Raw genomic sequence first — 20,467 nt, 5'->3', positions numbered from 1 at the left:
GTGTCTCCCAAACATCGAATATTTATTTCAGCTATAGTTTATCACAGTTGAGCCAAAAAGAAAAGAGCCAAGGCTCTCTTCATTAATCAATCTCAGCAATAACTTCGATTTCAATTTTAACGTCTTTTGGCAAGCGTGCCACTTCAACTGCTGAACGAGCAGGGAAGTCAGCTTTAAATGCAGTTGCATAAACTTCGTTAAATGGAACGAAATCGTTAATGTCACTTAGGAAGCATGTTGTTTTGACAACATGATCAAAATCTGTTCCAGCTTCCGCCAAAATGGCACCAACATTTTTTAGCACTTGTTCTGTTTGTTCTTGAATGGTTTCACCAATGATTTCACCTGTTTCTGGTGACAATGGTACTTGACCAGAAGCAAACAAAAGATTTCCTACGATCTTACCTTGAACATAAGGACCGATTGCTGCGGGTGCTTTATCAGTATGAATAGTTTTTGCCATGATAATTTTTCTCCTTTGTCTAATATGCTGTTATTATAGCAAAATATTCTGAAAATTGAAACAGGTATTTTCAAAAAGAAAAGAATTAGCTCAAGACTAATCCTTCTCTTATTATTTCAGATACTTTTTAACATAGTCATAGTAATCTGGCTTTTCCTTTTTATTGAGCGCAAAGAGCATTTGGCCTAAAGATTTCACACGACTCGATTCTTATTGTAAAGGATGTGCCTACTTTACCACAATTTTTAAAGATAAAAAAACTCTCCCTGCACAGCAGAGAGAGTTCGTTCGGATTTTGTTAAGCAAGATGCTATTATCCAATTTAAACTTATGTAGACTAATGAAAGTCTGGAATATTAATCCATCTTTGTCCCTTTATTTATTATCTTGCCCATTTTCTCCAATCCAATCAGTAAGAGAGGGAAAGAGAATAGCTTTACAAGGCCCAGGATGATAAAGACTACTACAAATCCATAACTATCGATGAACCAACCCGTCAGTGGGAAGATGACAATCATGGATAGACTAAACATCATCGAATTGATGCTCAGCATGGTTGCCCGTACACTGGATGGTAAATAGCCTTGTAAATCATTGTAGTAAATGGGTTGATAAACCGCATAAAGTGCATTGGTCAAGAGATAAACACTTAGATAGGCGAATGGAGTTCTAAACCATACCAACAGCAAGGCCAACCCTGTCAGCACAACCAGAATTGGAAAGACTTGATTGCTATTCCATTTTTTCCCGATTTGACTAGCTAGATAAACAGCTAGAAGATTTAAGAGACTACCAACAAGCATGATGAGCGATACTTGCCAACTGGCTAGGTCACTGATTTTCTGTTGGTAGTAAAAATAAAACATACACATGAAGGTTCCTACCAGTTGATAGGTGAGCATCCAGTAAAATAAGACCGGTTTCTCCTGCCATTCTTGTTTCACCACCACCAATATCCGTTTTAAGGTTAAGCGATCTCTTTCATCACTCTTAGTTTCTGGCTCCTTCATCAGAAAAATCAAGAGAATGGAAACTAATGAAAGGCCAATCGCAATATGATAGGTCCAGGCCAAGGCTCCGTGAACAAAGAAACCAGCAACAACTGTACCTAGAGTTCGTGTGACTTCTGCTACACCAGACAAAAAGCTAGAAATCTGAAGATAGCGGTCCTTTTGGTCTGCTTCAACTGCTGAATCATATAAGAAAGCCGTACTGGTCCCCGAGTCAAAATTGTAAGACCAAGCATTGACCATCATGGCAATCGCATAAATCCAAAAATTTCCCTGACCAAGTAAGATCAAGACAGAGGATCCAATACTGGCCAAGCGAGCCAAATAGAGATTGGTCTTGTAGCTAAACCGATCGGCCAACATACCTGATGGAATCTCACACAAGAGACTTGTCCCATGAAAGATACTTTCTAGTAAACCGATTTGAAGTAAGGAAAGACCATTCTGAATGAAAAATAAAATCCAAAAACTGGTGATTCCAAAATAAGATGTGAATTCCAGTCCTGCTAGAAGTGGAATATTGCCTTTGTAAGTTCTTTTAAACATCGTTTTCTCACTTTCAATATGTAATTTGATTGTTTCTAAAAGACTTACTTAGAGTTGCCTACATTTTCCTCACCTCTTTCATTTAAAGTAAAAACGCCAGTTGGCGTTTTTATTTCAGATACTTTTTAACATAGTCATAGTAATCTGGTTTTTCTTTTTTATTGAGCGCAAAGAGCATTTGGCCTTTCATGGGCTCTTTGTCATCATTGGGTTGCAAAAAGAGGGCTGTCTCTTTTGATTTTGTGGGGAAAAATACAGTATAACTGGTTTCATTTCCTTGGTCTTTCAACTTAAGAGAATAATAAGTAAAACCATCTTTAGCTTTAGGACCATTCAAAGTATAGTCATAGTCCTGCTTACCAATCGTTACTTTATCTTTCTTAAAAATGATCTTATAATCTTTTTTCAGAGCGTCCTGAGCTTTCCACTCACCTTGTAAAGAGGGAGCAGATTTGCTACAAGCAACCATTAAAACCAAACAAAGTAAGGCTGACAAGCCAAGTAACCATCTTTTCATACACCTGCACTCCTAGAAAATTGACTTATGGTTTGATACGGTGCAACATACGTGGGAATGGAATAGCTTCACGAATGTGTTTCGTACCAGCTACAAAGGTAACCATACGTTCAATACCAATACCAAAACCACCGTGAGGTACTGAACCGTATTTACGAAGGTCAAGGTAGAATTCGTATTCTGTGCGATCCATACCGAGTTCATCCATCTTAGCAACAAGCGCATCGTAGTCATCCTCACGCATTGAACCACCGATGATTTCTCCGTAACCTTCAGGTGCCAAAAGATCGGCACAAAGAACACGCTCAGGATTACCAGGAACTGGTTTCATGTAGAATGCCTTGAAACTTGCTGGATAGTTAACAACGAATGTTGGAACACCAAAATAGTTAGAAATCCAAGTTTCATGTGGTGAACCAAAGTCATCCCCATGTTCAAGATGCTCGTAGTCTGTATCTTCGTCATTTTCATGTGCTTGAAGAAGGTCGATTGCTTCATCATAAGACACACGCTTGAAAGGCTCAGCAATGTATTTCTTAAGAAGATCGACATCACGTTCAAGAATTTCAAGAGCTTGTGGTGCACGGTCAATAACGCCTTGAATAAGAGCTTTGACATATGCTTCTTGCAAATCAAGCGACTCATCATGTGATAAGAATGAATACTCAGCATCCATCATCCAAAACTCAGTCAAATGACGACGTGTTTTTGATTTTTCAGCACGGAAAACAGGACCAAAGTCAAAGACACGACCAAGAGCCATAGCACCAGCTTCAAGATAAAGCTGACCAGATTGGCTCAAGAAAGCAGGTGTTCCAAAGTAGTCTGTCTCAAACAATTCTGTTGAATCTTCGGCAGCGTTACCAGACAAGATTGGACTATCAAATTTGATGAAGCCATTTTTATCAAAGAAATCATAAGTTGCATAGATAATGGCATTACGAATTTGTTGGATAGCCATTTGCTTACGTGAACGCAACCAAAGGTGACGATTATCCATCAAGAAGTCTGTACCGTGTTCTTTGGGTGTGATTGGATAATCTTCAGATTTACCAATAACTTCCACTGCTGTTACATCAAGCTCATAACCAAATTTAGAGCGCTCATCTTCTTTGACCACACCTGTCACATAGACAGATGTTTCTTGACTAAGGTGTTTGACAACATTAAATTTTTCAGTACCTTCTTCTTCACCGTATTTTTCGATAAAGTTAGGTTTGAAAACGACAGCTTGGAAGAAAGCAGTCCCATCACGCAACTGAAGAAAGGCCAATTTCCCTTTTCCAGATTTGTTAGCTACCCAGGCACCAATAGTGATTTCTTCACCAACATGTTTAGGCACATCAATAATTGAAACTAATTGTTTAGACATGTAAATTACTTCTCTTTTCTGTTGATCTATATTAAAATTTATTTTTCCATAAATGCTTTGATTCGGCCAACAGCCTCTTTCAAAGTATCTAGGTCTGTAGCATAGCTGAGACGAATATTTTCAGGAGCACCAAATCCTGCTCCAGTTACCAATGCGACTTCAGCCTCTTCAAGGATAGCATTGGTAAAATCATTGACATCTGTATATCCTTTGATTTCCATAGCCTTTTTAACATTAGGGAAGAGGTAGAAGGCACCTTGAGGTTTGATAACTTCAAATCCAGGCACTTCAGCTAAGAGTGGGTAGATGGTATTCAAACGTTCTTCAAAAGCTTGACGCATTTCTTCGATAGAAGTTTGATCTCCTGTCAAAGCCTCAATAGCAGCGTATTGAGAAACGGCTGTAAGATTAGAGGTTGTTTGACTGATGACCTTAGCCATACCTGCAATAATCTCTGGATCACCAACAGCAAAACCAACACGCCAACCTGTCATGGCATAAGTCTTTGAAACACCATTGATGACAATAGTTTGATTACGAATGGCATCAGAAAGACTTGAAATCGGTGTGAAACTATTGCCATTGTATACCAAGCGACCATAGATATCATCAGCTAAAATCAAAATATCATGCTCAACTGCCCAATCGCCAATTGCTTGTAATTCTTCCTTGCTATAAATCATTCCGGTTGGATTTGATGGCGAATTAAGCAAGACCACTTTCGTTTTTCAGTGCGAGCTGCCTCAAGCTGTTCTACTGTAGCTTTAAAGTGATTTGCTTCAGTCGTTTGGAAAGTGACCGGAACACCTTCAACCATTTTCACTTGATCTACATAAGAAACCCAACAAGGCGTTGGAATGATTACTTCGTCACCAGGATTGATAACAGTAGCAAAGAAAGCGTACAAAATAAACTTAGCACCCGTTCCGACTACAACTTCATTTGGTTTTACAGAATAACCATAGAATTTGTCCATATAGCTACCGATAGCTTCTTTGAGTTCTGGGAGACCAGAGGCTACGGTATAAAAACTTGCTTTACCACTTTCGATAGAGGCAATAGCAGCTTTCTGAATATTCTTTGGAGTAACGAAATCTGGCTCTCCAAGTGTCAAACTCAAGATATCACGTCCTTGAGCTTTTAGGGCTTTAGCACGCGCACTGGCTGCTAAAGTAACACTTTCACCCATTTCTAATACACGATTTGATAATTTTGTCATTTTTATAGTCCTTCCACTTTAATAACCTGACCCGAGATAAAATCGACCAGAAAATACTTGGTTCCTGACTTCACTTCCCAAATAGGAGTTTTCTTATACTTTCCTAAATGCACATAAGATATCTTCTTAGCACCATACGCCTTGGCAGCTTTCTCTGCTACCGACTTACTAATACCATCAGACTGCTTGTAAATATCAACCACACCTGAATCTTTACTGACAATGAGGGCAAGCTTTTCACCTTTACTCGTTTTACCAAGAAGACCATAATAGGTCTCCAGACCATGGTAGATATCAAATTCAGAAACAGTCCTAATATCCGCCTTACTCTCAGCTATGGCAATCACTTGCTTTTCAGCATCAATATAGGGCTTTGTCGCTACAATCAGTAAAGCTGTCATAGAGGCAATTAAGGTCGCAACGATTGTAATTATTCCCAAAATAATCTGTTGCTTTTTCGCCAAAGCTGATCGTTGTTTACGCATAATTTCTCCTAAAAAAGTTTCTGAAATTATTATATCAGAAAATGATAAATCTTTACATAGCTATGTCGCTAGTAATGGATATTTAACGTCATCTTTTTAGGTCTGAGAAACTCTTTCATCTTAAAATTTGATTGATATTATATAGCTAACTTTCCTTTTGCAGAAATGTCTGGATATCTTCATTGAATATCTTAAATTTAGTTCGTTCAAGCGAAATCTCTTGAGATACTTCTTTCAAAAATAGCTTCCCATAGCTCTTGACTAGGGGGCGGTTGTCTAAAAGAAGTATAGCTGAACGCTGATCCGGACGTCTTTGCGAACGCCCAATAGCCTGTTTAAAACGCAAAATTGTCATAGGAAGACTGTAGCTATTAAAAGTATGCTTTCCTTGTTTAGAAAACCACGACTCCAATTTTTGATAGAATGGATCTTTAGGATTGTCAAATGGAAGACGTGCGATGACCTCAATAACCCTATCTTGTTGAGCAAAATCAACACCTTCCCAGAAAGAACCCATTCCAAGAAGCATATTAGTCTCACCTCTATCAAAACGTTTTTTGACGTTAAAAGCCGTACCGTTCTTTTCTTGAGTGAGGTGATGTACTTCCTGTAAATCCAGCAAATCTGAGACAGCTAACATGCTTTTTCGAGATGTGAATAAGACTAATATAGGATATTCCGTTTTAGTCAACTTCTGAAGACGTTTTGCGACAGCTTTATCATAGTCTTCTTCAGATACAACACCAATCATAGGCATGCTTTGATCAATCCAAATTGCCTGACTGAGAAGGTTGTCCATTGGAAGACTAACCTTATGCACCTGATTTAGCCCTAATAAATCTGCCACATCAACTTCAGGACCAATATCAATGGTTGCTGAGACAATCAACACCTTCTGAGCACTCGGAAGATAGGCAGACAGTTTCAAAAGTTCCTGACGTGAAGCCTTTAGATAAGACACCCGATGTTCCTGATAGTAGTCAGTTTCAAGCCAAAAATGGCTGTAAAGGGGTGTTTGCAATGGAGATAACATTTCCACCAAACCGCTTTCCCCTTCAAGTTCAGTTATGGTCTGAAGCAAACAATCTAATTGCTGACGATTATACTGTTTTTGTGGGAATTGTTGGTGTTCCTGAATCAAATGACTAATTTCAAACTGCAAATTTTCAAGTAAACGCTGTTGCAGTAAGGATGGGTTACCATGATCAAGAATACGATGGATCTGTTGCAAAAGACTTGTTAAATTCACTTGGTAACGAGAAAATTGTTCCAAAGCCAGAACCATCTTTTGCCCCTCATCAATGACAAGCGTTTTCCCTCTGACAAAATCATGGTCATCCTCCATACGGGTTAAGAGATAGGCATGATTAGTGACAACAACTTTAGCCTCTTTGGCCTTTTGATAGGACTGTTGCCAAAAATCGTAATCCTTAAAAAGACTATCTGCCTTTAACTTACCATCATGTTTAATCTCATCAAAATAAGCCATGTAGCGTTGCTTCTGTCTTATCTCGTCAAGATCACCAGTCTCCGTCTCTGTCAACCAAACCAAAAGTTGCATCTTATAGCGATTGACCAAACGATTACTATCCTGACGTAGTAAGGTTTGATAAAAGGCATCCAACTTAATATAATTCTGCGGTCCCTTAAGGCTGTGAAAATTAATATTAAAGATTTCAGCTAAACTTTTAGCTTCTTGACTCATAATTTGATTTTGAAGAAGCTTGGTCGGAACAGCTACAACGACTTTATCTACATTTGCTTGTGCCAAAATGGGAAGAAGATAGCCATATGTTTTCCCAATTCCTGTCTGAGCTTGAATCATGGAAATGTCAGTATTATCCAGTTCTTTTCTGACCGCCTCAGCAAATTTTTCTTGCTTATGTCTTGTTTCCAAACCTAGGAGTGCAATATTGGTTTCAAAATTTTGAGATAATTTGCGTTCGTTCTTATAAGTCAATGGCTTTCGAAGGACAATACCAGACTCCTCAAGCATGATATACTCTTTCGCAAGTTCATGCTTTTGTCCTCTTATGGCATCACGAATAACTAACTCAGACTCAAAAAGCAAATTATCAGAAAAGGTCAAGAGTAAATCAATGGTTTGTCTAGGTAAACTAGATATTTTATCCATTAAATGAAAAAGAAGTTGACCTGTAGCCCTTGCATCCTCAATAGCAGTATGGGCTTGAGCTAAGTCAAGATTTAAGACCTTAGATAAATGAGAGAGTTTATAGTGTTCCAGTGTCGGATAAAAAACCTGAGCCAACTCAACTGTATCAACACGGGGTGTCCTTAATTCATAGCCCTCCATGAAAAGAGCTTCTGAGAGTAGGTTGGCATCAAATTTGACATTATGGGCAACAAAAATACAATCTTCAATTAAGTCAAAAATCTTACGAGCAATTTCTGAGAAATCTGGTGCCTGGGCTAACTGCTGATCTGTAATACCCGTCAAATGAATAATATGATCATCGAGTTTTTGGTGCGGGTTCACATCACTTGCAAATTCGTCAATCACCTGACCATTTTGCATGATGACAATTCCCACCTGTATAATACTAGCCATTGACGAGGCAGATGTTGCTTCCAAATCAACAATGGCATATTTATTGGTGTTTTTTTCACTCATAGTGACCTTATTATAGCATATCCAAAACACCAAAAAAAGACAAAGTCATCATTCTGATATTGGAAAAAGCCTGAAATTCGTGCTACACTAGAACTATGAAAATAAGACGAATTTTAAATCCTGTTGCCCAGGAAAACACCTATATTTTAGAAAACGATACAGCCTGTCTAGTCATTGATCCAGGAAGTGATACTTCTGCTATCTTAGCTGAACTTAAAGCAATCGACAAACCAGTTGCTGCTATCCTTTTGACACATACACACTACGACCACATTATGAGTGTTGAGGCAGTCCGTCAGGCATATAATCATCCTCCTGTCTATGTTGCTGAAGCTGAAAAAGACTGGTTGATGAGTCCTATTGATAATTTATCTGGACTCCCACGTCACGACGATATGGAAGACGTTATTGTCAATCCTGCAGAACACTACTTCGATTTTACTGAAGATTATAACATCAAGAACTTTCAGTTTAAAGTTGTTCCAACTCCAGGACACTCTATTGGAGGTGTTTCTTTTATCTTTGATAGAGAAAAAACTGTATTTTCTGGTGATGCCCTCTTTAAAGAAACAATTGGACGCTGGGACCTTCCAACAGGGAACCACGAACAATTACTCACTAGTATTCAAGAGCAACTCTTTACGCTTCCTAACCACTACAGAGTTTTCCCAGGACATGGATGGGATACCACTGTTGGTCATGAGAAGGTCTTTAACCCACATTTTTCATAAAAAAACAAAAGCTTGTCGACACCTACTTTAGTAAGTATTGACAAGCTTTTTTTCTCGAATAAAAAAGAAGGCCGATAGACCTTCTTATCTGAAACACTGTAGTGTGTTTATTTAGATTTGATGTAGTTAACACCATCTGCTTTAGGTGCAACGGCTTTACCGAAGAAAGCAGCCAAGACAATAATTGTCAAGATATATGGTGCAATTTGCAAATACACATTTGGTACATGTGAAATGAGTGGAAGCTGTTTTCCAATGATTGCCAATGATTGTGACAATCCAAAGAACAAACTTGAGAGCATAGCTCCAATTGGACTCCAACGACCGAAAATCATAGCAGCCAAGGCGATGAAACCAGGACCTGCAATTGTTGTAACGGCAAAGTTGTTTGAGATTGATTGTGCATAAACCGCACCACCAACACCACCAAGGAAGCCCGAAATCATAACGCCATAGTAACGCATACGATAGACGTTAATCCCAAGTGTATCTGCTGCCTGTGGGTGTTCACCAACTGAGCGAAGTCGCAAACCAAAGCGTGTCTTAAAGATGAGCCACCATGATGCTACTGAAACCAAGATAGCAACATATGCTACCAAAGAAACATTAGTGAAGAAAACTTTACCCAAGAAAGGGATATGATTAAAGATTGGGAATGATACAGTCTTAAAGTTATGACTGATAGCAGGTGTTTGACCAGCACCATAGATAACACGTGTCAAGAATACTGCCAAAGATGGTGCGATAAGGTTCAACACTGTACCAGAGACAACATGGTCAGCTCGGAAGTTAATTGTCGCAACAGCATGGAGCAATGAGTAGAGAACACCAACCAGACCTGCTACAATCGCAGCAATCCAAGGTGTCGCATCTCCAAAACTTTCTGCAAAAGTCAAGTTAAAGAGAACACCTGCGAAAGCACCAATTACCATAATTCCTTCAAGGCCGACATTTACGATACCGCCTCGTTCAGAGAAAGTCCCACCAATACTTGTAAAAATCAATGGTGCTGAATACTTCAACATAGAGGCAACAATTAAGGCTATAATTGTAATAAAGTCCATATTAGTTTTGTCCTCCTTTAGCTTTCACTGATTTATGACGAGGGCGAACCCAATATCTAATGATGTAATTAGCACCAACAAAGAAGATGATCAAGGCTGAAACAACATCGATAATTTCAGGTGGAACACCAATCATACCACTCTTACCAATAGACAAGACACCATAAAGAAGGGCGGCAAATGGAATACCGATAGGGGAGTTAGATGCTAACAGCGCAACCGCCATACCGTTCCAACCGATAGCCAATGAAGAGTTTTGAACGAAGACATTTTGGAATGTACCAAGTCCTTCTACTGTTCCTCCAAGACCACATAGAGCACCTGAGATAATCATTGACATGATAATAACACGTTTAGATGACATCCCTGCATACTCTGATGCATGAGGATTAAGACCTACAGATGTAATTTCAAAACCAGTTGTTGTTTTCTTAAGCAAGAACCAAACTAAGAAGGCAGCTGCAAGAGCCAGGAAGAAACCAATATTGAAACGCGAACCACCAGTTATTTGAGATAAGAACTCTGTTTGATAACTAGCTGAGGCTACAACCTTGTTAGAAGCTTCTGAGGAACGCAACATATCAGCTGTAAATCCAAAGCGAATAATATTGTTTGCCACATACAAAATGATGTAGTTCATCATAATGGTTACTATGACCTCACTTGTTCCCAAGTAAGCACGGAGAATACCTGGAATAGCCCCAGCGATACCACCTGCAACCAGGCCAATGATGACTGTACAGATAACTGAAACCACCTTTGGCAAATCAGGAAATGATAAAGCAAACCATACGGCAGAAACCCATCCTGCCAAGGCCTGTCCTGGCAAACCAACGTTAAAGAAACCTGCCTTAGATGCAACAGAGAATCCAAGTGCAATCAGAATCAGCGGACTCATGGCACGAAGAATTTCACCAATATTTTTCAATGAACCAAAGGCCGTTGAGAAGAGATCATAGTAAGCCCAGAATGGATCGTAACCGAAAATTAACATCAAAACGGCTCCGATTAGCATTCCCAAGAGGACAGCAATTAAAGGAACTGCCCAATTTTGTACTTTTTTAGACATTTGCTTCCTCCTTATTCAATTGTCCACCAGCCATAAGAATACCAAGATCTTGCTTATTCGTTTCAGCAGGATCTAGAATTCCCTGAATTGCACCATCATAGATAACGGCAATTCTGTCTGACATATCAAGAATTTCATCCAATTCAAAGCTGACAACAATAACAGCCTTCCCTTTATCACGTTCAGCAATAATACGTTTACGGATGTACTCAATGGCACCAACGTCAAGACCACGAGTTGGTTGACTAACAATAAGAAGTTCTGGGTCACGGCCAATCTCACGAGCGATAACAGCTTTTTGTTGGTTACCACCTGACAATTCACCACCAGCAATTAACTCTCCTGCACCACGAACATCAAATTCTTTCATCAATTCACGCGCTTTAGCATTGATGACGTTATAGTTCAAGATACCGTTCTTAGAATTTGGCTCTTTGTAGTAGGTTTGAAGAGCGATATTTTCAGCAACTGTCATTTCAAGGACCATACCATCACGATGACGATCTTCAGGAATATGACCAACACTCATCTCTGTAATCTGACGAGTTGTCTTATGAATAATCGATTCACCCTTGATAGTAATATCACCTGACTTAACTTTACGAAGCCCTGTAATCGCTTGGACAAGTTCTGTCTGACCATTGCCATCGATACCGGCAATACCAATTATCTCACCAGCACGAACATCTAATGACAGATTTTTAACAGCAGGAATTCCACGGTTCTCGTTAACCACCAAATCTTTAATAGAAAGAACAACTTCTTTTGGATTTGAAGGAATTTTTTCTGTCTTGAAGGAAACCTGATGACCAACCATCATTTCAGCCAAATCAGCATTTGTTGCCCCCTCAATCGTTACCGTATCAATTGATTTACCACGTCTAATAACCGTAACACGATCAGAAACAGCACGAATCTCATCCAACTTATGTGTAATCAGAATAATCGACTTGCCTTCCTTAACCAAGGTCTTCATAATGTTTAGAAGTTCAGTAATTTCAGACGGAGTCAATACCGCAGTCGGTTCATCGAAGATCAAGATATCAGCCCCACGATACAGAGTCTTAAGGATTTCAACACGTTGCTGAGCACCAACAGAGATATCTGCTACTTTAGCAGTTGGATCTACTGCAAGACCATATCTTTCAGAGAGTTCAGTAATTTCCTTGATAGCCTTCTTCATATCAAGGACTCCACCAGCTTTGGTTACCTCACTACCCAGGATGATATTCTCAGCAACTGTAAAAGCTTCAACCAACATAAAGTGTTGGTGAACCATTCCAATCCCTAGTTTCGTTGCTTTAGACGGTGAATCAATCGTCACCTCTTGACCTTTAACCTTAATGGTTCCGCTCGTAGGTTGCAAAAGACCTGAAAGCATATTCATTAAAGTTGACTTACCTGCACCATTTTCACCGAGGAGGGCATGGATTTCTCCTTGTCTCACATCAAGATTGATATGATCATTTGCCACGAATTCACCAAATTTTTTGGTAATATCGTGCATCTCAATGACATTTGGCTTCGTCATACAATCTCCTTTCAAGAATAATTTTTATTTCAGCAAAGGGGATCATTAACTGCTTCCCTTTGCTGAGACAAAAATTGTCTCAGTTTAAGCTCTATAAAAACTTATGCTTAACTATTATTTGCTAAGACCATCTGTTGGTTTCAATTCACCATTCTTGATTTGATCTTTAGCTTTTACGACTGCATCTTTGATATCTGAAGGGAGATTAGATGTTACAATGTCAACGCCACCGTCTTTGATACCGTAAGTCTTAGTTTTACCACCTTCAAATTTATCGCCTTTGAGTTGTCCGTTAGCGATATCTTTAACAACTGTACCAACTTGTTTGATTGTTGAAGTCAAAACAAAGTTAGATTTTTCTTGTCTGAAGATGTATAATTACCTTCTGCTGTTTGGTCACGGTCAACACCGACTACCCATACTTTTTTATCACTGTCAGCATCAAGTTTTTCGTTAACTTCTTTAGCAGCTGTGAAGACACCAGTACCAGTACCACCAGCAGCTTGGTAAATTACGTCAACGCCTGAAGCGTACATTGTTGAAGCGATTGTTGTCCCTTTAGCTGCATCAGAGAATGATTCAGCATATTGAACTTGTACATCGATGTCAGGTTTTACTGACTTAGCACCAGCTGTGAAACCAGCTTCAAAACGTGTAATTGTGTCTGATGTTTGACCACCGATGAAACCAACTTTATTTGTTTTTGATTGCATTGCTGCTGCGATACCTGCAAGGTAAGCACCTTCGTTATCAGCAAACAAAACGCTTTCAACGTTCTTTTGGTCTTTAATAACATCGTCAATAATTACATAGTTCACATCTTCGTGTTCTTTAGCTGCGTCTGCTACTGCATCATGAAGAGCAAAACCAACACCAAAGATGAGATTGTAGCCTTGACTTTGTGCTGAAGACAAGTTTGTTGCAAAGTCAGACTCTGAACCAGATTGAAAGTAATTGTAGCCAGAATCTTTTTCAAGTTTGTTAGCTTTACCCCAAGCTTGAAGACCTTCCCATGCTGATTGGTTAAATGATTTATCATCAACACCACCAGTATCTGTAACAATTGCAGCTTTAACTTTCGAATCAGCTGCTGAGCCACCTCGTCCACCACGAGCACAAGCTGCAAGACCAAGTGCCGCTACAGCAACAAGGCCAAGTCCGATAATTTTCTTGTTCAATTTCATCTTGAACACTCCTCCTATAACTTGCAAGATAACTTGCTTAATAAAGAATAAAATAATTCAGACTATTGTAAGTCTGTAAAAGAGTATGGTAACAACTCTCCGACTGTCATCTCGACTGTCGATTTATCTTCAGCGATAAGAATCACTTTAGAATCTGATTTAAAAAATTCCACCATTACTTGACGACAAGCTCCGCAGGGTGAGATAGGATCTTTTGTATCTCCATATACCGCAAGACACGTAAAATCCCGATGTCCTTCAGAAACGGCCTTAAAAATAGCTGTTCTTTCTGCACAGTTGGTTAAACCAAATGATGCATTTTCAATATTACACCCTTGAAAAACTTTTCCCTCTTTGGTTAGCAATGCTGCTCCAACTCTAAACTGAGAGTAGGGAACATAGGCGTTTTCTGCTGCTAAAAGAGCTACTTCTATCACCTGAGCTTTTTTAGTAGCATTCATGACTTTCTTGCCCTTTCATAATAGCAACACCTGATGACGTTCCAATACGGGTAGCACCAGCTTTGATAAAGGCTTGTGCTGCTTCAAGTGTACGAGCCCCACCTGATGCCTTAACACCCATGTCAGGACCAACAGTCTTACGCATGAGCGCAATGTCTTCAATAGTAGCACCACCAGTAGAAAACCCTGTAGAAGTCTTAACAAAGTCAGCACCAGCACTCTTAGCTAATTGACATGCCTTAACCTTTTCGTCATCTGTTAAAAGACAAGTTTCAATAATAACCTTAACAAGCTTTGTACCGCTAGACTCTACCACAGCTTTAATGTCATCTTCAACTAATTTAAAATTTCTAGATTTAAGAGCACCGATATTGATAACCATATCAATCTCATCAGCCCCGTTAGCAATGGCATCTTTAGCCTCAAAGGCCTTGACGGTAGATGTTGATGCTCCAAGCGGAAATCCTATTACCGTACAAACCTTAACTGAACTATCTTTAAGAAAGTTGGCAGCAGTCTTCACCCATGTTGGATTGACGCAAACACTTGCAAATTGATATTCCTTAGCCTCATCAATTAAGGCATGAATCTGTTCTTCATTAGCATCTGCTTTTAATAAAGTATGGTCAATATAGCTATTAACAGACATAAATAAGCTCCTTAATTAAGTTTAGATAAAGACCTAGGAAATGATTTTTAATATTTCTGTCGGTTTTTTACACACTTTATCAATAATAACATTTTTTTGAATTCAGTCAGCAATTTTTTATTTAAATTTTCTTGACTATAAACCTTAGCAACAAGGTCTCCTTGAACCACAGAATCACCGACTTTCTTTTCAAAAACAATTCCAGTTTCGTAATTAAGACTATCCGTTTTTGTAGCACGACCGGCACCTAATTGCATAGCAAATTTTCCGAAAGCCATCGCTGGTAGTTCTTCAATATAGCCAGCTTCATCTGCAAAAATCTCAGTCACAACAGGGGCACTACTTTGGCGATAAAGATCTTGCAAATCTCCCCCTTGAGCTTGGATAAGCTCTTCAAACTTAGCAAGGGCTTGTCCTCCAACTAAATGGTGACGAATATCTTCTTGGCTAACGTCAACTTGGGCTAATGTCAATAATATCTCAGCCAATTCACAGATAAAATCAGTAATATCTTCACGCCCCTTACCTTGCATAATTTCAAGGGCTTCGGTTATTTCCAAACGGTTACCTATGGCCTTGCCTAGAGGCTGACTCATATCAGTAATAACAGCAATTGTTTCACGATTGACTTCCCGACCTAATGCCACCATGGTCTCAGACAACTTTTCGGCATCGGACATATTTTTCATGAAAGCACCTTGACCAACGGTAACATCCAGTAAAATCTTATCCGCACCTGCTGCAATTTTTTTAGACATGACAGAACTTGCGATAAGAGGAATGGAATCAACCGTAGCAGTCACATCACGAAGAGCATAAAGCAACTTATCAGCCTTAACGAGGTGTTCTGACTGACCAATCAGTGAAATACCAATTGCTTTAACCTGCTCAATAAATTCTTCCTTGGTACGCTCAACCTGATAACCCTTGATAGACTCTAACTTATCAATGGTACCTCCCGTATGACCCAGACCACGACCACTCATCTTAGCAACCGGTACACCAAAACTCGCTACAAGTGGCATGAGAATAATAGTGACCTTGTCACCAACACCACCGGTCGAATGCTTATCAACCTTAATTCCTGGAATCTCTGACAAATCATACTGCTCACCAGAAACCACCATTTCCGTGGTTAAATCATGGATTTCACGAATAGACATCCCCTGATAGTAAATCGCCATCGCTAAGGCGGCTATTTGATAGTCTGGAATAGCACCAGAGACGTAGCCATTGATGAGATAGGTAATCTCCTCAGTGCTTAATTCTCCACCATCTCTTTTCTTCTCGATTAAATCAACTGTTCTCATATTTTCTCACTTCTCAGGATATAATATCCCTTGTCTTTTTTTACCACTTCAGCATTACCAAAAACGTCTTCCATCTTAGCCTTTGCTGAAGGAGCTCCTTGTTTTTCTGAATGACAATAGTCAAAGTACCACCTTGATTGAGATGATCATAAGCTTCTTCAATCACTTGATGAACAACCTTCTTACCGGCACGAATAGGTGGATTCGAAATAACATAATCGAATTTTCCAGTAACACTTTCATAGATATTAGATTGGAAAATATCAACGTCAACCTTGTTTCGTTCGGCGTTTTGTTTAGCCAAATCAATCGCCCTACTATTGATGTCAATCATAGTGACTTTGACACCTTGAACTTTGGCTAGACTAATCCCAAGTGGTCCATAACCACATCCCACATCCAGAAGTGTTTTTCCATCCTCTAAATCCAGTGAATTTAAGAGCACTTGACTTCCGAAATCAATCATCTTTTTTGAAAAAACCCCAGCATCCGTATAAAACTGGAAACTTTCCCCTAGCAAATTTACCTTTAAATCATGAATATCGTGAGCCGCATCTGGCGTCTCAGCATAGTACATTTTTGACATAATGTGTCCTTCTAATTGTAGTTTTTTTCTATTTTATCAGAAATAGAATCCTAACGCTAGTTATATGATAGGGCTTACATTTTCTTGCTTTTTCTGCTATAATGAGACTTATGCTAAATGAATTTATCAATTTTGAGACGATTTCTCGCAAAGAATGGCAACGTCTCCACCAAGAGGCTAACGCTCCCTTGACTGCTGAAGAACTTGATTCCATTCGAAGCCTAAACGATAAGATCGATGTTCAGGAAGTCAGTGATATTTATCTCCCCCTTATCAATCTCATTCGCATTTACCAAAAAACTGCCAACGATTTAACCTTCTCGAAAAGTATTTTTTTGCAAAAAACGCAGACTAACCGTCCATTTATTATTGGTGTTTCGGGTTCGGTTGCTGTCGGCAAATCAACCACCAGTCGTTTGCTCCAACTTTTGTTGCAAAGGACTTTTCCGCAATCTAAAGTTGAACTTGTCACAACTGATGGCTTTCTCTATCCTAACCAAGTTTTAATTGACAAGGGAATCCTTGATCGTAAAGGTTTCCCCGAATCTTATGATATGCCATTACTGCTCAATTTTTTAGACATTATAAAAAATGGTGGGGATGTCGAAATTCCTGTCTATTCTCATGAAATCTACGATATTGTACCAGGGCTAACACAAGAGATTAAGCAACCAAATTTTTTAATCGTTGAAGGAATCAATGTTTTCCAAAACCCTCTCAACCAACGTCTCTATATGACAGACTACTTTGACTTTTCCCTTTATATTGATGCTGGTGTCGATAATATTGAAACTTGGTACCTTGAGCGCTTCCAGACCCTTTTGGATCTCGCAAAGAATGATGAAAAAAACTATTACCATCGTTTCACCAAAATCAGAAAAGAAGACGCTTTAGCTCTAGCACAAAAGACCTGGCGAGATATTAACTTGGTTAATTTGGAAAATTATATCGAACCTACACGTAACCGTGCTGAACTCATCCTTCATAAAGGTGACAATCACAAAATTGACCTCATTCATTTAAAAAATAGAAAAAGCTTGCCAAGGGACCTAAAATAACGTATAATGACATAGTTAGATAAATTTGGAGGTGAAAACATTGGCAAATATTAAATCAGCTATTAAACGCGCTGAACTTAACGTTAAACAAAACGAAAAAACTCAGCTCAAAAATCAGCTTTGCGTACTGCTATTAAAGCATTCAACGCTAACCCAACTGAAGAAGCTTTCCGCGCTGCATCAGCAAGCATCGATAAAGCCGCTTCAAAAGGTTTGATTCATAAAAACAAAGCAAGCCGCGATAAATCACGTCTTGCAGCTAAATTGGCTAACTAATCTAAAGCTCCATAAGGAGTTTTTTTAGTGCCTAAAAATCATAAAAAACAACAACCCCTGCTAGCCTAAAAGCTAGCAGGGATTTTCTCGATTTTCTTCATGTAATTATACTCCAGTAATTTTAACTTCAAAAATAGTCCCTTTAGGTTGATTATCCTTTACAGTAATCGTTCCCTTAAGTGAAACTACAATTTGTTGTGCTAAGGATAAGCCTAGTCCAAAGCCACCTTTTTGTCTGGTTCTGGCCTTGTCCACCCGGTAAAATCGATCAAAGATTTTTTTCTTATCTGCATCTGAGATACCAGGACCATTATCCGCAACAGAGATATAAAGATGTCGATCATTTGTGCGAACGGTAAAGGTCACCTGTCCATCATCTTCCGTATATTTAACAGCATTGTCAAATAAAATCGTCATCAACTGTTTCAACAAGGTCTTATCAGTCTGAATAGGACGAATAACTTGATTTCGAGCAGTAAAGCCCTTCTCACTTTCTTCAGCAATCATCGCATAATTAGCAAAAACAGTATCGAAGAAAGCTGGATCTATCGTTTCAATCTCTGGCTTAATCCCATCATCACGACGGGCCAAATTCAAAAGATTTGTTGTCAAAAGACGCATATTACGTACTTCATCTAGACTTGATGCAATATTCTCCGAATTGTCTAAAATTGTACTCTCTGGCTTACGGAAAAGAACTTCAAGACGGTTTTGAATGACTGCAAGAGGCGTCCTTAACTCGTGACTAGCATTTTCAACAAAGGCCTTCTGCTTTTCCAAACTTTCTTGGATAGGACGTCTTGACCATTTGGCCAGATACATACTTGCTGCTACAGACAACAGCCAGAAGAAACTCATCATAATGACGATTAGCTTAACGTAACGTTCAGTCGCCTCCTCTAACTGAGTCGTGTTGATAGCGATAACAACATACTTAGCATCAGGGTATAGACTACTATCTACCTTTTCAGTAATCAAACGATACTTTTCAGTCTGATTGAAGTAATTCTGAGCACTACCTTGACTAATAATGTCAAGATTACTTCTATCAATTGAGAGATTGGTCAAGCTAGAAAATTTATCAACAGTATTTAAGACTTTGCCATCTTTATCAAGAACGAGAACACTTGTATTAGCAGCCACTGATAAATCATGAGGAGCATCTTCCATCTTAGATTTTTTCTTTTTAGAATCTTGATTATTAGCACTGGTTTTAGGCGGCTCTGAAGACCCTTTGGTATCATATGTCTGATAAATAGTTGTCGTATTGTTTTGATCTACCTCAGAAGTCACAAAGAGTTCTCGTTTCAACATCTCCATTTCCAAATAAGAATTTGATTTGTTTGCTGCAATTTTCAAACTAGAATCAACATTAGAGTAAACACCATAACTCAAAATTTGCAATATCATGACAGTCATGATGAGGAAAATACCAGAAAAAGTCGCAAAGAAATGGATGAAAGTCTTAAAACCGTCTGACTTGATTCTCCTTAAGAGATAATTGAAAAACTTAGTCAGCATTTTTCAAAATATACCCCACGCTTCTCAAAGTTTGAAGGTTAGCCGCAAAGTCAGTTCCCTTCAATTTCTTACGAATTTTTGAAACATAAACCTCAACAACAGAGACGGTAGTATCACTATCAAATCCCCAGAGACGGTCAAAAATTTGTGACTTAGGTAGGATGACATTTTGATTTTGTAGGAAGTAAACCAGCAAATCAAACTCTTTACCTAGAAGTTCCACTTCTTTGTCTCCCACGAAAGTTGAATTCGTAGAAAGATTAACACGGACATCCCCAAAAGAGAGGGTGTTTTGGTCAAATTTACCAGAGCGTTTCAAAAGTGCTTGAATACGCATTTTTAGCTCTTCCAAATAGAAAGGTTTGGTAAGGTAATCATCAGCGCCAAGCTCAAAACCGTGCCCCTTATCATCAAGACTTTCCTTAGCGGTCATAATGAGAACAGGTGTTGTGACTCCTTTTTCACGTAGCTCCTTCAAGACCGTAAAACCATCTTTTTCAGGTAACATAAGATCTAGAAGGATTAAGTCATAAACCCCACTCTCAGCCTCATAGAGACCCTCGTCACCATCAAAAACTTGCATAACATCAGCAAAATCATCTAAAAAATCAAAAACTGAGTTTGACAAACTCAAATCATCTTCAACTAGTAATATTTTAATCATAGTTATCTCCCTTACTAGGTGCAAAACCTAGTCATATATCTCTCTAAGTCTTCCCATTATATCGAAAATACACTTAATCTTCTAGTGCTTTATTTTCTTTCGTTAAGACTCAGTTTATC

General features: G+C 38.8%; 15 protein-coding genes and 5 pseudogenes. 3 read left to right on the top strand and 17 right to left on the bottom strand.

The genetic code is table 11. The features are described 5' to 3' along the window. Positions 1-82: 82 nt before the first annotated feature. The 7 genes and pseudogenes from HSISS3_RS04025 to HSISS3_RS03995 all read right to left on the bottom strand — a co-directional run bounded on the left by HSISS3_RS04025 (position 83) and on the right by HSISS3_RS03995 (position 8,244). Positions 83-463 carry a RidA family protein gene (locus tag HSISS3_RS04025; protein WP_008534794.1) on the bottom strand — a complete coding sequence of 127 codons (381 nt, stop codon included), beginning with the start codon at positions 461-463 and terminating at the stop codon, positions 83-85. A 356-nt stretch (positions 464-819) separates the two neighbouring features. After that, positions 820-2,019 carry an MFS transporter gene (locus HSISS3_RS04020; protein ID WP_021151788.1) on the bottom strand — a complete coding sequence of 400 codons (1,200 nt, stop codon included), beginning with the start codon at positions 2,017-2,019 and terminating at the stop codon, positions 820-822. Between the two features lie 109 nt (positions 2,020-2,128). Beyond that, positions 2,129-2,536, bottom strand: a complete 408-nt coding sequence (locus HSISS3_RS04015; RefSeq protein ID WP_021151787.1) for a hypothetical protein — start codon at positions 2,534-2,536, stop codon at positions 2,129-2,131. Between the two features lie 25 nt (positions 2,537-2,561). Continuing rightward, positions 2,562-3,908 carry an asparagine--tRNA ligase gene (gene asnS / locus HSISS3_RS04010; RefSeq protein WP_021151786.1) on the bottom strand — a complete coding sequence of 449 codons (1,347 nt, stop codon included), beginning with the start codon at positions 3,906-3,908 and terminating at the stop codon, positions 2,562-2,564. A 38-nt stretch (positions 3,909-3,946) separates the two neighbouring features. Next, a pseudogene (locus HSISS3_RS04005) lies at positions 3,947-5,127 on the bottom strand (pyridoxal phosphate-dependent aminotransferase). A gap of 2 nt (positions 5,128-5,129) precedes the next feature. Then, the gene (locus tag HSISS3_RS04000; protein WP_021151783.1) at positions 5,130-5,612 is read right to left on the bottom strand and encodes a cell wall elongation regulator TseB-like domain-containing protein; all 483 of its coding nucleotides are present in this window, start codon (positions 5,610-5,612) and stop codon (positions 5,130-5,132) included. A 145-nt stretch (positions 5,613-5,757) separates the two neighbouring features. Next, positions 5,758-8,244 (bottom strand): bifunctional DnaQ family exonuclease/ATP-dependent helicase, encoded by a 2,487-nt coding sequence (locus HSISS3_RS03995; RefSeq protein ID WP_021151782.1) that lies wholly within the window; start codon positions 8,242-8,244, stop codon positions 5,758-5,760. 95 nt (positions 8,245-8,339) lie between these two features. Here HSISS3_RS03995 and HSISS3_RS03990 point away from each other — a divergent pair, with 95 nt between their 5' ends. Further along, a complete protein-coding gene (locus tag HSISS3_RS03990) occupies positions 8,340-8,975 on the top strand; it encodes an MBL fold metallo-hydrolase (RefSeq protein WP_021151781.1) in 636 nt (211 codons plus the stop codon). A gap of 107 nt (positions 8,976-9,082) precedes the next feature. On the opposite strand, the gene HSISS3_RS03985 is transcribed toward HSISS3_RS03990, so the two are convergent. The 8 genes and pseudogenes from HSISS3_RS03985 to HSISS3_RS03950 all read right to left on the bottom strand — a co-directional run bounded on the left by HSISS3_RS03985 (position 9,083) and on the right by HSISS3_RS03950 (position 16,829). Continuing rightward, a complete protein-coding gene (locus HSISS3_RS03985; RefSeq protein WP_021151780.1) occupies positions 9,083-10,039 on the bottom strand; it encodes an ABC transporter permease in 957 nt (318 codons plus the stop codon). A gap of 1 nt (position 10,040) precedes the next feature. Continuing rightward, positions 10,041-11,108 (bottom strand): ABC transporter permease, encoded by a 1,068-nt coding sequence (locus tag HSISS3_RS03980; RefSeq protein ID WP_021151779.1) that lies wholly within the window; start codon positions 11,106-11,108, stop codon positions 10,041-10,043. Further along, positions 11,101-12,639 (bottom strand): ABC transporter ATP-binding protein, encoded by a 1,539-nt coding sequence (locus tag HSISS3_RS03975; RefSeq protein ID WP_021151778.1) that lies wholly within the window; start codon positions 12,637-12,639, stop codon positions 11,101-11,103. The genes HSISS3_RS03980 and HSISS3_RS03975 overlap by 8 nt, the downstream gene beginning before the upstream one ends. A gap of 114 nt (positions 12,640-12,753) precedes the next feature. Then, a pseudogene (locus tag HSISS3_RS03970) lies at positions 12,754-13,817 on the bottom strand (BMP family protein). Positions 13,818-13,885: 68 nt separating this feature from the next. Continuing rightward, complete coding sequence (locus HSISS3_RS03965; protein ID WP_021151776.1) at positions 13,886-14,284, bottom strand: cytidine deaminase; 399 nt, start codon at positions 14,282-14,284, stop codon at positions 13,886-13,888. Then, positions 14,271-14,933, bottom strand: coding sequence for a deoxyribose-phosphate aldolase (gene deoC / locus HSISS3_RS03960; protein WP_021151775.1), 663 nt, complete (start codon positions 14,931-14,933; stop codon positions 14,271-14,273). The genes HSISS3_RS03965 and deoC overlap by 14 nt, the downstream gene beginning before the upstream one ends. 33 nt (positions 14,934-14,966) lie before the next feature. Further along, positions 14,967-16,243 (bottom strand): annotated as a pseudogene (locus tag HSISS3_RS03955) (pyrimidine-nucleoside phosphorylase). After that, positions 16,240-16,829, bottom strand: a pseudogene (locus tag HSISS3_RS03950) (class I SAM-dependent methyltransferase). The pseudogenes HSISS3_RS03955 and HSISS3_RS03950 overlap by 4 nt, the downstream one beginning before the upstream one ends. A 110-nt stretch (positions 16,830-16,939) precedes the next feature. Between HSISS3_RS03950 and coaA the strand changes: the two are divergent. Then, the gene (gene coaA / locus HSISS3_RS03945; RefSeq protein ID WP_021151773.1) at positions 16,940-17,887 is read left to right on the top strand and encodes a type I pantothenate kinase; all 948 of its coding nucleotides are present in this window, start codon (positions 16,940-16,942) and stop codon (positions 17,885-17,887) included. Between the two features lie 40 nt (positions 17,888-17,927). Further along, positions 17,928-18,163, top strand: a pseudogene (rpsT, locus tag HSISS3_RS03940) (30S ribosomal protein S20). Positions 18,164-18,268: 105 nt separating this feature from the next. On the opposite strand, the gene HSISS3_RS03935 reads toward rpsT, so the two are convergent. After that, positions 18,269-19,684, bottom strand: a complete 1,416-nt coding sequence (locus tag HSISS3_RS03935) for a sensor histidine kinase (RefSeq protein WP_021151772.1) — start codon at positions 19,682-19,684, stop codon at positions 18,269-18,271. After that, entirely contained in the window at positions 19,674-20,348 is a 675-nt protein-coding gene (locus HSISS3_RS03930; protein ID WP_021145215.1) for a response regulator transcription factor, read from the bottom strand. The genes HSISS3_RS03935 and HSISS3_RS03930 overlap by 11 nt, the downstream gene beginning before the upstream one ends. Between the last annotated feature and the right edge of the window lie 119 nt (positions 20,349-20,467).

This window comes from Streptococcus sp. HSISS3, from assembly GCF_000448605.1.
Lineage (GTDB): Bacteria > Bacillota > Bacilli > Lactobacillales > Streptococcaceae > Streptococcus > Streptococcus raffinosi.
Note: the sequence above shows the minus strand (reverse complement) of the source record. Positions and strands in the feature narration are given on the sequence as shown.

Bases quoted from the DNA above. Each gene is read 5' to 3' on its own strand.
- HSISS3_RS04025 (WP_008534794.1), bottom strand. From the start codon at position 463: ATGGCAAAAACTATTCATACTGATAAAGCACCCGCAGCAATCGGTCCT.
- HSISS3_RS04020 (WP_021151788.1), bottom strand. From the start codon at position 2,019: ATGTTTAAAAGAACTTACAAAGGCAATATTCCACTTCTAGCAGGACTG.
- HSISS3_RS04015 (WP_021151787.1), bottom strand. From the start codon at position 2,536: ATGAAAAGATGGTTACTTGGCTTGTCAGCCTTACTTTGTTTGGTTTTA.
- asnS (WP_021151786.1), bottom strand. From the start codon at position 3,908: ATGTCTAAACAATTAGTTTCAATTATTGATGTGCCTAAACATGTTGGT.
- HSISS3_RS04000 (WP_021151783.1), bottom strand. From the start codon at position 5,612: ATGCGTAAACAACGATCAGCTTTGGCGAAAAAGCAACAGATTATTTTG.
- HSISS3_RS03995 (WP_021151782.1), bottom strand. From the start codon at position 8,244: ATGAGTGAAAAAAACACCAATAAATATGCCATTGTTGATTTGGAAGCA.
- HSISS3_RS03990 (WP_021151781.1), top strand. From the start codon at position 8,340: ATGAAAATAAGACGAATTTTAAATCCTGTTGCCCAGGAAAACACCTAT.
- HSISS3_RS03985 (WP_021151780.1), bottom strand. From the start codon at position 10,039: ATGGACTTTATTACAATTATAGCCTTAATTGTTGCCTCTATGTTGAAG.
- HSISS3_RS03980 (WP_021151779.1), bottom strand. From the start codon at position 11,108: ATGTCTAAAAAAGTACAAAATTGGGCAGTTCCTTTAATTGCTGTCCTC.
- HSISS3_RS03975 (WP_021151778.1), bottom strand. From the start codon at position 12,639: ATGACGAAGCCAAATGTCATTGAGATGCACGATATTACCAAAAAATTT.
- HSISS3_RS03965 (WP_021151776.1), bottom strand. From the start codon at position 14,284: ATGAATGCTACTAAAAAAGCTCAGGTGATAGAAGTAGCTCTTTTAGCA.
- deoC (WP_021151775.1), bottom strand. From the start codon at position 14,933: ATGTCTGTTAATAGCTATATTGACCATACTTTATTAAAAGCAGATGCT.
- coaA (WP_021151773.1), top strand. From the start codon at position 16,940: ATGCTAAATGAATTTATCAATTTTGAGACGATTTCTCGCAAAGAATGG.
- HSISS3_RS03935 (WP_021151772.1), bottom strand. From the start codon at position 19,684: ATGCTGACTAAGTTTTTCAATTATCTCTTAAGGAGAATCAAGTCAGAC.
- HSISS3_RS03930 (WP_021145215.1), bottom strand. From the start codon at position 20,348: ATGATTAAAATATTACTAGTTGAAGATGATTTGAGTTTGTCAAACTCA.